Source organism: Sporosarcina obsidiansis (assembly GCF_009651005.1).
GTDB classification, from domain to species: Bacteria; Bacillota; Bacilli; order Bacillales_A; family Planococcaceae; genus Sporosarcina; species Sporosarcina obsidiansis.
Genome location: NZ_WHVW01000008.1, coordinates 42,382 through 56,902 on the forward strand (window position 1 = coordinate 42,382; position 14,521 = coordinate 56,902).

General features: G+C 38.1%; 12 protein-coding genes and 1 pseudogene. 3 read left to right on the forward strand and 10 right to left on the reverse strand.

What is annotated here, in order from left to right; all coding sequences use genetic code 11:
- Positions 1–62 precede the first annotated feature (62 nt).
- From GD002_RS08600 to GD002_RS08630, 7 genes are all read right to left on the reverse strand, one after another.
- Entirely contained in the window at positions 63–950 is an 888-nt protein-coding gene (locus tag GD002_RS08600; RefSeq protein ID WP_153731954.1) for a LysR family transcriptional regulator, read from the reverse strand.
- The gene (locus GD002_RS08605) at positions 937–2,424 is read right to left on the reverse strand and encodes an MDR family MFS transporter (RefSeq protein ID WP_194841527.1); all 1,488 of its coding nucleotides are present in this window, start codon (positions 2,422–2,424) and stop codon (positions 937–939) included. Before GD002_RS08605 ends, GD002_RS08600 begins: the two co-directional genes overlap by 14 nt.
- A gap of 90 nt (positions 2,425–2,514) precedes the next feature.
- Entirely contained in the window at positions 2,515–2,955 is a 441-nt protein-coding gene (gene cbpB / locus GD002_RS08610) for a cyclic-di-AMP-binding protein CbpB (RefSeq protein WP_153731955.1), read from the reverse strand.
- Between the two features lie 137 nt (positions 2,956–3,092).
- Complete coding sequence (locus tag GD002_RS08615; protein ID WP_153731956.1) at positions 3,093–3,323, reverse strand: hypothetical protein; 231 nt, start codon at positions 3,321–3,323, stop codon at positions 3,093–3,095.
- A gap of 77 nt (positions 3,324–3,400) precedes the next feature.
- Positions 3,401–5,422, reverse strand: a complete 2,022-nt coding sequence (locus tag GD002_RS08620) for a GGDEF domain-containing phosphodiesterase (protein WP_153731957.1) — start codon at positions 5,420–5,422, stop codon at positions 3,401–3,403.
- Between the two features lie 441 nt (positions 5,423–5,863).
- A complete protein-coding gene (locus GD002_RS08625) occupies positions 5,864–6,733 on the reverse strand; it encodes an NAD(P)-dependent oxidoreductase (protein ID WP_153731958.1) in 870 nt (289 codons plus the stop codon).
- 198 nt (positions 6,734–6,931) lie between these two features.
- Positions 6,932–7,075, reverse strand: coding sequence for an aspartyl-phosphate phosphatase Spo0E family protein (locus GD002_RS08630; protein WP_153731959.1), 144 nt, complete (start codon positions 7,073–7,075; stop codon positions 6,932–6,934).
- A gap of 259 nt (positions 7,076–7,334) precedes the next feature.
- Between GD002_RS08630 and GD002_RS08635 the strand changes: the two are divergent.
- A pseudogene (locus GD002_RS08635) lies at positions 7,335–7,517 on the forward strand (YkvS family protein); the annotation flags it as partial.
- A 59-nt stretch (positions 7,518–7,576) separates the two neighbouring features.
- Positions 7,577–8,239, forward strand: coding sequence for a hypothetical protein (locus GD002_RS08640; RefSeq protein ID WP_153731961.1), 663 nt, complete (start codon positions 7,577–7,579; stop codon positions 8,237–8,239).
- Positions 8,240–8,292: 53 nt separating this feature from the next.
- Here GD002_RS08640 and GD002_RS08645 read toward each other — a convergent pair whose 3' ends face one another.
- Complete coding sequence (locus tag GD002_RS08645; RefSeq protein WP_194841528.1) at positions 8,293–9,681, reverse strand: two-component system sensor histidine kinase NtrB; 1,389 nt, start codon at positions 9,679–9,681, stop codon at positions 8,293–8,295.
- Positions 9,682–9,872: 191 nt separating this feature from the next.
- Here GD002_RS08645 and GD002_RS08650 point away from each other — a divergent pair, with 191 nt between their 5' ends.
- Positions 9,873–11,636 carry a B12-binding domain-containing radical SAM protein gene (locus GD002_RS08650; RefSeq protein WP_153731963.1) on the forward strand — a complete coding sequence of 588 codons (1,764 nt, stop codon included), beginning with the start codon at positions 9,873–9,875 and terminating at the stop codon, positions 11,634–11,636.
- 56 nt (positions 11,637–11,692) lie between these two features.
- On the opposite strand, the gene GD002_RS08655 is transcribed toward GD002_RS08650, so the two are convergent.
- Together GD002_RS08655 and GD002_RS08660 are read right to left on the reverse strand one after the other, a co-directional pair.
- Positions 11,693–13,042: a TrkH family potassium uptake protein gene (locus GD002_RS08655; RefSeq protein ID WP_153731964.1), complete on the reverse strand. Its 1,350-nt coding sequence runs from the start codon at positions 13,040–13,042 to the stop codon at positions 11,693–11,695.
- Between the two features lie 172 nt (positions 13,043–13,214).
- Positions 13,215–13,973 carry a TerC family protein gene (locus GD002_RS08660; protein ID WP_153731965.1) on the reverse strand — a complete coding sequence of 253 codons (759 nt, stop codon included), beginning with the start codon at positions 13,971–13,973 and terminating at the stop codon, positions 13,215–13,217.
- Positions 13,974–14,521: the final 548 nt, after the last annotated feature.

The window sequence follows — 14,521 nt, forward strand, 5'->3', positions numbered from 1 at the left end:
TTCCCTCTTACTTTTCCTTTGTCTACAGTCTAAGGCCTTCCTCAAACGGAAAGGCCTTTTCCTTATGGATTCTTTCTCAATAGTTCGGCATAATGTTGGACTATTTCCACAAACGCATTCACCTGCTTAAGTTCAAATGTCGAGTTGTATCCTATGAGCCAGGTATCTCTCGTCAACTCAAATTCCTCTTCGCTATTCAGTAACGGGATACGGTTCACTCTCTCATCTCCCGACAGCGTGATAGAAGGTAAGATGGCATAACCTATCCCATTCAGAGCTAGCTGTTTGCATGTCTCAATTTGATCGACGATAATTTGGCGACTTGGATTTTGATTAAAATGCTTGTTCCACCAGCGTTGAATTTCCATATAATAATTGGAATCACTTTTAAATTGAATGAAATGTCGATTCGTATCTTTCAGTTCATCAATTGTAGAAATTTCACTATCGACTAAATATAACTGATCACGAAATAAATAGACGCGGTTACTCTTCCAATCAGTCTGCCCTCTGACAATCCCAATATGTGCTTCTCCTTCATACAAAGCTTTTGATATTTCAGAGCTCCACCCCGTCATCAATGAAATTTTAGCATCTGGATACAGAGCAACGTAATCTTTCAGCACTTGCGGGAGCCACGTTTGTCCAATGATCGAAGCACAAGCAATTTTCAATGTTCCATGTACCCTATCTTGAAGAGACGCAATTAATTCCAACGTTTCATCCCGTTTTGCCAATGATTCCTTAGCATAGGCAATCACATGCTCACCGGCAGGGGTCGGTTCAAGACCTTTCTGAGAACGAATGAATAACTGCATCCCCCACTCCTTTTCTATTGTCTGCAATCGTTGCGATAATGCGGGCTGAGATAAATGTAATCGTTCAGAAGCTTTTCTCATATTGCCTTCTTCAGCTAGTGCCTTTATGATATCCAGCTCAGTTGTTGACATGCTCATACACCTTTCCTCGTGGAATTCGTAAAATTAGGAGCAAACTGATAAACGCAAAGATAGCAATTGCGATATATACCCAATGCAGTGAGCTCTCCAATCCATTCTGCAAGCCTACTAGTTCTTGATGCGGAATTATTAATCGACCTTCTTCTGTCAATAATGAATTAACATCATCAACGGAATACACTAATTTCTCTTTTGCAAAATAGGATAGGAGCGTACCATTCAAAATAGCTCCAAACACAGACGCACCAATTGTATTTCCAAAATTTTTCATAAACATATTAGCAGCCGTAGCAGAGCCTCTTTGTGACCGTGGAACCGCTCCTTGGATCGTGACAATAAAGGAAGTATTCGTCAGCCCCATCCCAATCCCAATAAAAAAACTAGAACACGCTGCCCAAATCGGACCTAAGTTAGCATTCATGAAAACAAACATCATCGAGCCGATCACAAGTGAGATACCCCCAGCGAAAGATACGAGAAACGGTCCAAATCGAAGAAGTAAATGTCCCGCTAATGATGAAGCTAATGGCCAACCAATAGACATCGCTGTCAACGTAAAACCAGCGATAATCGCCCGTTGCTCCATTACACCCGACACATAAGTTGGTAAGTAGGAAGATATGCCGATTAATATAATCCCAGTCGTTAATGACACGAGGTTGGCATATAGAATGACTGGATTCTTCCAAATACTAAAAGAGATGAGTGGATCTTGCGCAGTCTTCTCTTGCCTGAAAAACAAAATGAACATGACAGCAGACAGAAGAAGCAACAAAATGCTGGTTCCCGAAGTTCGGTCAAATGACTGTCCACCCTCGACCAACCAAATTAACAAAGAAGACAAAGCGACAGTCAGTAAGAATGCTCCCTTATAATCAATAGACGCTTTTCGTAACTCTTTTGGTTCGTGCAAAAACAGATAGATACCGACCATAGCAAGCAACCCTAAAGGTACATTCACCCAAAACACAAATTGCCAGCTGACATACTGAACAAGCAGACCACCAATGACAGGACCCGAAACAGCGGAAATCCCCCAGACACTTGATAGGTACCCTTGTATCTTCGCTCGTTCCTCAGTCGAATAAATATCTCCAACGATCGTAGTCGCAATAGGCATAACTGCTCCTGCCCCCATACCTTGGATCAGACGATATATAATCAATTGTTCCATCGACACTGCAAAACCACATAATATAGAGCCAATTAAAAAGATCGTCAATCCTACAAAGAAAACAGGTTTCCTTCCAAATAAGTCTGCTAACTTCCCATAGATCAATACCGTAACGGTACTCATAAGTAAATAAGATGAAAAAATCCAGCTATAGCGTGAAAAGCCTCCTAATTCCGAGGCAATTGTCGGCATAGCGGTTGTAACAATGGTCGCTTCTACAGCACCGACAAACATAGCCAGCATGACAGCAGCTAGGACAAGCGGACGTTTTGTTTCTTTTCGCACAGACATTTCAACTCCCCTCTATTAGAAAAAGACTCCATGAAAGGAGCCTTGTTGTTATTTTACTATAATGAATCAATAGATAATGCTAGCAGTTTATCATTGTGCAGTATAGATATATTTTTTGAACTGTTTAAGAATTACCCGTCTAGTTAGAATTCCTGCAAATGTACCATCCTCTTCGGTCACACATAAAAACGGATGATTTATTAATAAATCCATCGCTCGCTGAAAACGGTCATTTACTCGAATAGTCGGAAGAGAAGTGTCCATAATTTCATCTACTTTAATATCTTCCAATCGTTCATATTCAATACGTTCTAAACCTAAAATCGCATCTGTGATCATACCAATCCCTAATAAGCCTTTTAAATGATATTGGTGATCTAGCACTGGGATGGCAGAATAACCTGTCTTCGTCAAAACGAGAAGAGCGTGTTCTGCATTATTGCCGATTTGTACATGAGCAACTTTTTCGGAAGAAATTATTTGGTCAGCAATCGGCGCAGCAAGAAAATCTTTATTATTTATAGATACCATACATTATCGCTCCTTCTGTTCATCATCAAATCCATTATCTCATAAAGAAAGTTAACCTCTTCTACTCTATCATACCACAAATAGCCTTTTTTCACCTCAAAAGAAAGATAGTTTCCATACACAAAAAACCTCTTCCTTTAATAAGAAGAGGCCCAATAATAAAAAATCACAATGAAGGTAAAGACTGTTGAAACAAGTATGATCCAAAGCAATGGATTCATCGAAAAAGGATGTTCTGCTGCCGTCTCAGGAATTTTGTCGTGTTCATTCAATTGAAACGAACGCCTCGATTTTCTCAAGCCCGCTAAACAAATCCATAGCATTATGGCAGTCGCAAACACCATAGGCCATACCCAGATATCCCACATAATCAATCACTCCTTCTTTCACATTCTTTACATCAAAGGATGTGTAGAAAGAGAAAAATTATGTAAGAAAACAATTATTAACGTAGCGCTTTTAAATAATTTTCTTCAATCACTTCTGGCGGAACTGCTCGGCTATACAGAAACCCTTGAGCAATTTGGCATTTCGAATCCTTCATAATTTTCGCCTGAGAATCAGTCTCCACGCCTTCAGCAATGACAGTCATCCCTAAGTTATGTGCCAAATTAATAATAGTTTTAGCAATTGCTTCATTTTTCGGATCGGTTTCGATGTCTTGAATAAATGAACGATCAATTTTAATAATATCTATCGGATACTTTTTCAAATAACTTAATGATGAATAGCCTGTTCCAAAATCATCAATCGAAATAGTGAATCCCATTTCTTTTAACTGTTGTAAAGATTTTAATGTTTCATCTGGACTCATGAGCGCACTCTCGGTTATTTCAATTTCGATACAATCTGTCTGTAGTTCATATTTACTTACAGTTTCAATTAGCTTCTTGCAAAAATTTTCCGATTTGAGCTGACTAGCAGAAATATTAATTGCAATTTTTACGGGTTTATACTGCTTTTCCTGCCACTCTTTCAAACGCTGACATACTTGATCAATGACCCAGTCGCCAATCATATGAATGACTCCAGATGCTTCCGCGATTGGAATAAACTTAGCAGGAGATACTTCACCAAACTTACGATTGTTCCAACGCAGCAATGCTTCGAAACTTAATGAACGCCCTGTTTCCAATTCCACCTGAGGTTGGAAACAAACCGTCAACTCATTATATTCAATTGCACGTCGCAAATGAGATTCCATCAGCGCTTCATTCGTAAAAGTACTTTTCATGTCTTCCATGAAATAACGATAATGTGCACGACCTCGTTCTTTAGTAATCAATAATGCTTGTTTCGACTTTTCTATTAATTCATCCACCGATTTCCCATTGTCGGGAAATGTAGCAATCCCGATGGATACAGATAAATAATAATCGTGACCATTAAATATAAAAGGTTTTTTAAATGAACGTAAAACCTCTTCACATAGTTTTTCCGTTTGAGCAAAAGTATATTCTTGAACGACTATAATAAACTCATCGCCGCTATTGCGATACAATTTCTCACTTGCTGTGCAGATTTGCTTTAATCGCTCAGCTATCATAGTCAAGAATTGATTTCCCGCCATATAGCCAAGTGATTCTCCAATCACTTTAAAACGATCAACCCCTAAATGTATCATGCAAAGTTTACCTTTTTCATTTACTGTTTGAAGAGAATCTTGAGCGAAATGGATTTTCAGCATGCGGCGATTCCAGAGCCCTGTTAAATGATCATGATAGGAAAGATAATGCATTTTAGAATTGCTGATCAAGTAATTTGGTAACTCCTTTAAGATAATATGTGTCTCTAGACAAACATCCTCCACCATGACAGGTAAAGCTTTTAAAGAAACGAGCAGCTCATGTCCTTTTTGATGTAATAGTTCGAGGTGTGGCAAGTCAAAAGCCTTACCGTATTTTACATATGACCAAAACTGGTTAAAACGCAGCTGATCCACCTCGCTCACCAACTGATTAAAAGACGTACCCATTAATTGTTTTGGCGTATAGTCTAGTAACTTCTTAATCACCGGATTACAAAACGTGATTTTACCTTCACCATTCAAAGTCAGCAACGCGTCTGAATTAAACTGTAGAAGTGATTCATATTTTTCTTTCCATAAGAGTTCACAATTCTCAGATGCCGTTTTCTGAAATTCTAGGAATACCATAGGATTTCCTAATGAAGTCGGCAATCGTTTCATTATGACTTCAAAAGACTCATATCCTAAACTAATAATAAAACGTGAAGAAGAGCACGATGCTTGTTCTGTAATGAAAGTACAGATATCTCCCCAATAAGGACCAAAGAATTGCTGAGGTGATGAATCGTCTGATGAAAAAAAGAAGGAAGTGGAACTTACATTTGCATGCAAAATCTTCATTTGATGTTCGGTAAGCACTTCTAAGATGATGGTCATATTCGAGTGAACTTGGGATTTTTCCTTTTGAAGAAGATGATCAAATGGTCCTTCATTGGTCATGTGCGGATTCTTCCTTTCATTTACAATATATCTTATTTTTTATTTCACAATTAATTTTATCCTGTTAAATTACCTCACACTTCTAAAGTATACAGTGATTTAGTATGTAATAAAAGAAATACTCTAACAGTTTATGGTTTATATTGTGACTATTTGCGTAACTACTGTTACTTTAGACGGAATTTCATTACTACTTTAGGAATCAACTTTCAAAATCACTCTTTCATAATGAAAGTCATAAGAAAAAAATACGTAGACAGACCTCCTCCTTTCCTTGTTACTCACGACCGATAACACACATAACACTCTTGTTAGCGATCATAAAGTGTTTTCATTGCCATTAACAGATATTTTGTACAGGAAGTAAAAAAACAAGTAACAATAACCAGTTGGTTATCGTTACTCGTTTGCTGTTTAGTACATATTAAATAGCCTCTTAACTTAATCGATATACTGTTTGATCAGGACTTGTGTACCATTTTCTCCATAGCCTCGATCTAGCAATTCTTGATACATTTTGCGGGCAAGTTTCAAACCTGGCAAATCCACTTCAAGTCTTTCTGCCTCATGAAGTGCAATATTCAAATCTTTGACAAAATGTTTCACATAAAATCCAGGCTCGTAATCTTCTTTAATAATACGCGGACCAAGAGTTGATAAGTTCCAAGAGCTAGCGGCACCAGAGGCTACCGATTGGAGCATCGTGTCAGGATCTAAACCTGATTTCATTGCATATGCCAATGCCTCGCACGCACCAATCATATTACCTGCCACTGTGATTTGATTACACATTTTCGCATGTTGACCTGCTCCTGCATTTCCTTGGTAAATAATTTGTTTACCAAACTCCGACAAAATCGGCAGCAAGCGATCAAACAGTTCCTTTTCACCGCCACACATGATTGAAAGAGTTCCATTTTTTGCGCCAATATCTCCACCAGACACAGGTGCATCAAGCGATTGCATTCCAAGAGTCTCTGCTTTCTGAGCAATCGATATCGCTAGCTCTGGACTCGAAGTTGTCATATCAACTACGATTTGAGAAGGGCGACTATTCGCAAAAATGCCATGCTCAGAGAAATAAACTTCTTCTACGTCTGTAGGCATGCCGATCATCGTAAAGATCATATCCGCTTCCTTTACAGCTTCACCAATTGTTTCAGCCCAATGTGCACCAAGTTCAAGTAAAGGGTCTGCTTTAGACTTCGTTCTTGTGTACACTGTCACTTCATAGGACGCATGTAGCAAATGCTTTACAATACTAGCACCCATAACGCCTGTCCCAATAAAGGCTATCTTTTCATCTCGCATACTATCACTCCCACTTATTTATTCATCTTCTCTAGAGTATCGAAGTTGAAATATTTTTACAATAAAGGAGGTCGAAAAAAAGAGGGTCGATCTAATACATAAGATCGACCCACAAAAGGGGGAAATGAGAATGTTGCTGTGTTCAATATTAGTATCCCCCTTTTTCTTATATATAAACATAAAATCTTTAAAAAAGAATCAAACAGATTTCTCTTCCTTCTGTTTGTCATATTCATTAATGAGTAAATCCAATTGGCGGCTTAATAAAATCGTACGCTCCGAATGCATACCTTCCTGCTGGGCGACTTCAATTAATTGATTCCTAAGACGTTCAATTTTCATTTCACAGCTCGACTCCAAAACATACACCTTCCATCATAATTGGATATTAATTTAGTATACAAGAAGTATGAATAAATTTCGCTATAAATTTGTCGACATTTTCCGACAATTACACGAATTTTCCAGAGGGGATTCAGGAGATAATTCTTTACCTTTTCTACGTTTTCAGGCAAACTAGAAAGTAATTCTCTGGAATTGGTTATCGTCACTCTACTACCTAGAGTAATTATGAAGACAGAAAGGATGTCGCGCTATGCACATTGCAGAAGTTGGGGATATTATTGAATTTAAAGAAGGTTTACAAGGGATTGTTGAAAAGGTAAATGAGAACTCTGTAATTGTCGATTTGACGTATATGGAGAACTTCGAAGATTTAGAAATGGAAGAAAAAACAGTGATCAATCATAAACGGTATACAATTATTCACAGCGCCAACGAATGAAACTTTCTTTCCGCACAACCGTCCAATTAGTAGATTCATATATAAAGGAGTGTCTCGATATGAACAACAAATGGCGTATAATTTTCGCTTCATTGGCTGCTTCCTTACTGCTTGCAGCTTGCGGAACGTCTGATGCAGACAAAAATTCATCACAAACAGATAGTTCTTCTGGAAATGCTGTAGAAGAACCAGCAGAAAATCCAGAAACAGATGTAGTGGAAGAACAAGATGTAGCTTCTGAAAACAAATCGGAAACCGAGGGAAATCAAGCGGACGAAACGGATTTGTTACAAGATGCTGTAGAAACGAAAAGCGATGAACAAAACTATTCTATGAAGGTAATTCCAGGGTTTACATTAACGAGCGAAGAACCTGGGAGAGACAGCTTATATCTAGAAGAAGACAGTTCTGTATTTATGCGAATCGAAACCATGCCAAAAAGTGACGAATCTTTCACTTTCGATGAGCTCTATGAAAATATGGGAGAGTTATTAAATGCTTCTAGTAATGGCGAAACTCCTACAGAAGTGACGAATGCAACTGCGCTTCCTCAGGATGAAGGTATCGCCCAAGTAAAAGGTTTAGAAGTAAAATCATCTGAAGGTTTCTTTAAAGGTTTCGTGATGGAACGTGAGGACATGTTGATTCGCGTGACAATTTATACTGCAGACGATAACGAGCATAGTAAAGAATTCACACAAATGGCTTCTACTATTCATTAATACAGAAGGCCGACCTGGAAATAATCCGGGTCGGCCTTTTTTAAAATAACAAACTATGAATTAAGAGTGGATATAGCAACTGCTGTTCTCGGAAATATCAAATGAAACACGGACCCTTTTCCTAGTTCACTACTAACAGAAATACTTCCTCCAAATTCATTCACTGTTTTCTTTACAAACGGAAGGCCTAATCCGGTACCTCCTGGTTTACCTGAAACAAATGGAAGGAAAATAGTTTCCATTATTTCTTCACTCATTCCAATTCCAGTATCCGAAATAAAAATATCCACACTTTCTTCTTCACCCTCAAGAACTTGAACATTTAGAATCCCCTTAGGTTCCATTGCCTCCATGGCATTTTTTAAGAGATTCACTAGTACTTGTTTCATTCGATTTGGGTTTCCTTTAATCAAAACCGGTTCTTTCACAAGAATTTCACTGAACAAATTAATCTGATCAAGCAAGGCTTTCGGACGTAATAAAACCAACACATCCTCTACCAAGACAGAAAGCGAAAAGACTGTGATTTCGTCAACAGAAGGTTTAGAAAGAGAAAGCATCTCATTCAAGATCTCGTTCATCCGCTTCACTTCACCCTGAATCACTGTCACATATTTATAGGCGTTACCAGTAACCTCATGTTCCAACAATTGAAGAAAGCCTTGTAAAGTGGTCATAGGATTACGGACTTCATGGGCTATACTTGCCGCAATTTCACCCGTAGTGGATAGTTGATCAGAGTGTGCTAGTAACTGGAGGAGATGTTCTTGTTCTGATATGTCCAATATCTTTAAGACATACATTTCTGTTTCCCTGTCCCTCTGCAAAAGAACATTCAAGTGCATATCGTATCCATTCTCACGATACACCATTTTGTATTGTACATATCCTTCAGTCTTTGCCTTGTGTAGATATTCAGAGTAACAAAACGCTTTATCACAATGAAAGCTCTCTAGAAATTTCTTTAAGTGGAGGAACGTGCCAAGAAATTGGCGAGGGAAGATTCTATTGAATTCTTCATTCATTGATACAAAGAAACCCCATTCGTTCACTAATGCCATAGGGACATTAGCCTGTTTGAAGGCATTTTCATAAAGATGACTCAAATTCCCTCTTTGTTCATCTATTTTTATTGTAATAATCGCCTTTTCGCTATGCGGCTGGTATATAATATAACATGATGCAAGCCTTTTGTTTTCCTGTATTAAATATCCAGTTAAGCAATTTTGAGTGATCGCTTGTTTTAAAAAAGAATCGGCTAAATATTCTTCTATTTGTTCGAGCAATCCCTTGTCAAAAATTTCTGAAATATAATTCGGTGTACTATCCATATTTAGTAAGGCTTTGAAGGCTTTTGTCATCCCTAGTACCTCACCATTTTTATTAATCATAATTTTAAAAAGAGAACTTTCAAGAAATTTATTAATATCCAATGTTTTCATTACCATTCCATGACCCCCTCAATCATATCCTAGATCTGACTTTGATATGTTTGCAATCAATAAAAAATTAAATATGGAATATCTTGTGATGGTTTTCTCATTATGTCATATTTTTGAAACTGTTTACATAGGTATATCGGTCCATTTAGGTACTTACAGGATATAAATCCCACTTAGTTAGGAGTTTTACCATGAATATTGTTTTATCTACTTTAAATGCTAAATATATACATACGAACATCGCAATCCGCTATCTAAAGGCCTATGCAGAGCCTGAATATTGCTGTGATCTAGCGGAATTTACCATCCACGATCCAACGATGTCGATTGTTTCAGAACTTTATCAACGAGCACCGAAAGTTGTTGGCTTCAGTGTCTATATTTGGAATATCGAAGAAACACTTAAAGTCATTCGATTGCTTAAATTGACAAGTCCAGACACTCTCATCGTTTGTGGCGGACCAGAAGTGACATACGATTATGATCAATGGCTCGAACGAGTGCCAGAGATTGATTACATTGTCATCGGCGAAGGTGAACGTACGTTTAAAGAATTACTTAGAGCCATCGATGGTCAAACTAATCTTTCAAGCGTGCAAGGTATTGCCTATCGTCAAGATGGAAAATTATCTATTACCGCTCCTGGACCTAAATTGGATCTACGAACACTCCCTTCCCCTTTTCGCTTTGTCGAGGATATCCCTCATCTACGAAATCGGGTCATGTACATCGAAACGAGCCGTGGCTGTCCTTTCTCCTGTCAGTTCTGTCTCTCTTCTATAGAAGTAGGTGTTCGGTACTTCAATAGAGAAGCAATTAAAGAAGATATCCGTTATTTAATGAAACATGGGGCTAAAACAATAAAGTTCGTTGATCGCACATTTAACATTAGCCGAAGCTACGCTATGGAAATGTTTCAATTCCTAATCGATGAACATGTTCCGGGAACCGTTTTTCAATTTGAAATTACCGGAGATATTATGCGACCCGAAGTCATTCAATTTTTAAACGAACAAGCACCTGTAGGTTTATTCCGTTTTGAAATTGGAGTGCAATCGACAAACGACTTAACTAATGAACTTGTCAAAAGAAGACAAAATTTCACAAAGCTATCACGTACCGTCACCATGGTGAAAGAAGGAGGCAAAATTGCACAGCATCTTGATTTAATTGCAGGCTTACCCGAAGAAGATTACGCTTCTTTCCGTGATACCTTTAATGAAGTATTTGCATTACGGCCTGAAGAACTCCAATTAGGTTTCTTAAAGTTACTAAGAGGTACAGGTCTTCGTATTCAAGCAGAACAATATGGTTATCGTTTCATCGACACAGCTCCTTATGAAATCGTATCAAATAATGTGTTGTCCTTTGATGATATGCTGAAGATTAAACAAACAGAAGACATTCTCGAGAAATATTGGAATTCAGGACGTTTTATACATTCCATGGAGTATATTGTATCGGAATTAGTCGAAACACCATTCGACTTCTTTCAATTGTTCGGTACTTTTTGGGAAACACAAGGGTGGTCTCGCATCGGGCATCAATTCGAAGATTTATTTATCCGTTTGGAGCAGTTTTTGAGTCAAATACTAAAAGTCGATACTCAAATTGCCCTTAGTCTACTCAAATTGGATTACGTAATGCATCAAAAGTTCTTGCCTAGAAAAATTTGGTGGGAATCCACTTTACTTGAAGATGAACTTAAGCAGGTTATTCAACTATTATTGCGCAATCCACATATACTAGGCGATGAGTTTGAAGCTATCGGGCATACAGAACGGTCCATCCGAAAACAAGTTTTCATCACGAATACTGACGCAAAACTGTGTGAAGATCTCTCTATTCTAAAAGACCCAGGTTATTTAATCGTTAACTATAGTCCAAGTCAGGAAGTACAATATTTTCACCTCTCTAAAAAAAGAATAGCCTCTTTGAAAGAGCATCAGCAATAAAAAAAGCGGGATGAGAATTTACTCTCATCCTGCTTTTTTAACTACTGACATGACGATTATCCGATAATGACACGTTCTTTCGGGTAATGGTACGGTGTTTTATTCGTCTTACCACCTAGTGTATAAATAAATGAAATCAACCCTACACGCCCAATAAACATTAACATCATAATGATGATCTTTCCTACTACAGATAATTCGGAGGTAACGCCCAGAGACATACCACACGTCCCGAAAGCCGATGTGATTTCAAACAGTAACGGAACGACCGGAATACCTGGCTCCGTTAGCAACAAAAGGAGCAATGCCGTCATGACCATGACACATGCTACGAGAATCACTGCATACGAACGAAACACATCGATTAGCTTAATTTGACGTTTAAAGATATGAATGACATCATTTCCTCGAGCAAAATTGATGAGGAATAATAAGGCAATGGCAAATGTTGTTGTCCGTATCCCACCACCAACTGAACTAGGAGAAGCACCGATGAACATTAACGAACTAACGAATATATCGGTGGCTTCACTAAATTTTGTTACGTCATATGTGACGAGACCAGCCGATCGTGCAGAAACAGAATGAAAAAGCGCCGTGAAAAATTGTTGGTGCCAACTCATACCTTTAAATGAATGAACAGATTCTAAAAGCCAGATCATTACGGTGCCGAAGACTAACAATAAACCAAATGTTGCCGTTGTAATTTTTGTAAAAAGGGAAAAACGGAAATGAGGCACTTTTTTCGAAAAGTAACTTTTCACTTCAATTAGGACCGGAAACCCGATCGCTCCTAAAATAATCAAAACAATTAACACCAATTGCACAAAGTAATCATCACGATACGGCATCATGGAAGAACCGGTAATATCGAAACCTGCATTCGTCGTTGCAGAAACCGCCATAAACATACCATTTAGAAGTGCTTCACTAAATGAATCATAAAAACGATAAATATAAAACGTTAGAATAGACCCACCAATCAACTCAATAGCAAAGATAATTTGAATAATTTGGCGAATGAGTTGAACAACGCCAGCCAATGTATATTGATTGTGATCAACCATAATGAGCTGACGTTCTCTCATGCCGATTCGCTTTTTAACGAGCAACCAAAAAAATGTACCTAACGACATGATCCCGATCCCGCCAAGCTGTAAGACCAACATTAGCATGCACAGGCCAAATACAGAATACGTGTCCCCAATACTGATAGAAGACAATCCAGTTACACTTACAGCGCTCACAGCCGTGAATAAGCTGTCAATAAACGCTACCTTCACATCTGGTTTATAAACACCCGGTAAGTTTAACAGCAGGAATGAAGAGGCGATTGCTAAAAAGTAATAGAACACTATGATTTGTGCTGGTGTAAATTTATGAAAAACTTCCCTGGAAAGCTTCATCTATTTCAAATTCCTTTCATAACGGAAACTTCATTTTCCTACTTTATCAAATGCCTTGATGAAAAGATAGCGTTATAAGGAACTTTACACTCTTTTGATGAATTTAAACAACAGATGTTTGATCAATTCTAAAAACAGTCTCTTCTATGAGTTAGAAGAGACTGCATGGCTATTATTTTTTCATTCGAGACTTCGTAACGGCTAATACATAACCACCGACTGCTAAGATTAATAATACGATCCAGAAAATTGATTTCCATGCTGTGGAGTGCGGAAATGCCTCTGGCAAAATTTGAAGTGCAGGATGTGCAAGTGTTAACACAACTAACTTCACACCTACCCAACCGACAATCAAGAAAGCTGCAGTTTCAAGAGTAGGGTATTTCTCCAACAAGACAACAAACTGTCTTGCCGCAAAACGAATCATAATCAAACCAATCATACCACCTAGCAACATCACAACAAACTGCCCACCATTAATACCACCAATATGGAAATCACCCAATTCCGGTAACGTCACAGCAAGTGCGACTGCCGCTAACATAGAGTCTAGTGCAAACGCAATATCAGCCAATTCCACTTTTAAAACCGTCATCCAAAAACCGGACTGTTTTCTCGGTTTTTTATTAGTGTCACTTTTCTGCGAATGGGTGACCTTATCATATATATTTTTTATGGAGATGATTAGTAAATATGCTGCGCCCAGTGCTTGAATCTGCCAGATGTTCACCAAAAATGTAATCATGAACAATGCTGCAAATCGAAATACAAAAGCTCCAACTAATCCATAAAATAAGGCTTTTTTCTGTTGAGGTTTCGGTAAATGTTTTACCATAACCGCCATTACTACTGCATTATCTGTTGCTAATAATCCTTCTAACACGATGAGTACGACAAGTACCCATGCGTACTCTAATAAAATTGCATCCAACAAAATTCCTCCTTATTTTTTACAATATAAAAAGACCCTCACCTAATAAAAGGCAAAGGTCTCGCTAAGTCGGAATTTTTGTAAGTTCAAAATCCAGCTATCATAACCGATGGTTTCATAGACAACCACGTATTGACGATTATGAAATAGGTTTCCCTATAGCTACTCCCCTTTGACAGTGCGTCAAAAGTTATTAAGTTATTGGACACTTTTAAAGTATTATAACATAATAACTTCATTTTGCAAATGATTTAGGTGGTGTCTGTCGATCTATTTAGTTCTATAAGTTTACCGTTTCTTTTATTAAAGAAGGCATTATTGCCAAAACTTATGCTTAAAAACTGACTTTTCATTAAAATAACAACCGCACGTATATACTAAATTCTCCAGCGTAAGGCCAATCCCCGAGCGCCGTAGCAGGAACAGGACCACTCCCCCACACACTAAGAAAAAGTTCACTTCAACTTGACTAGCAACAAAACAGGATCTCTCTCCCTAAACTTACCACTCACTAGCGAAGGCGCAACTGCGGGGTCAGCCGTAGCCTG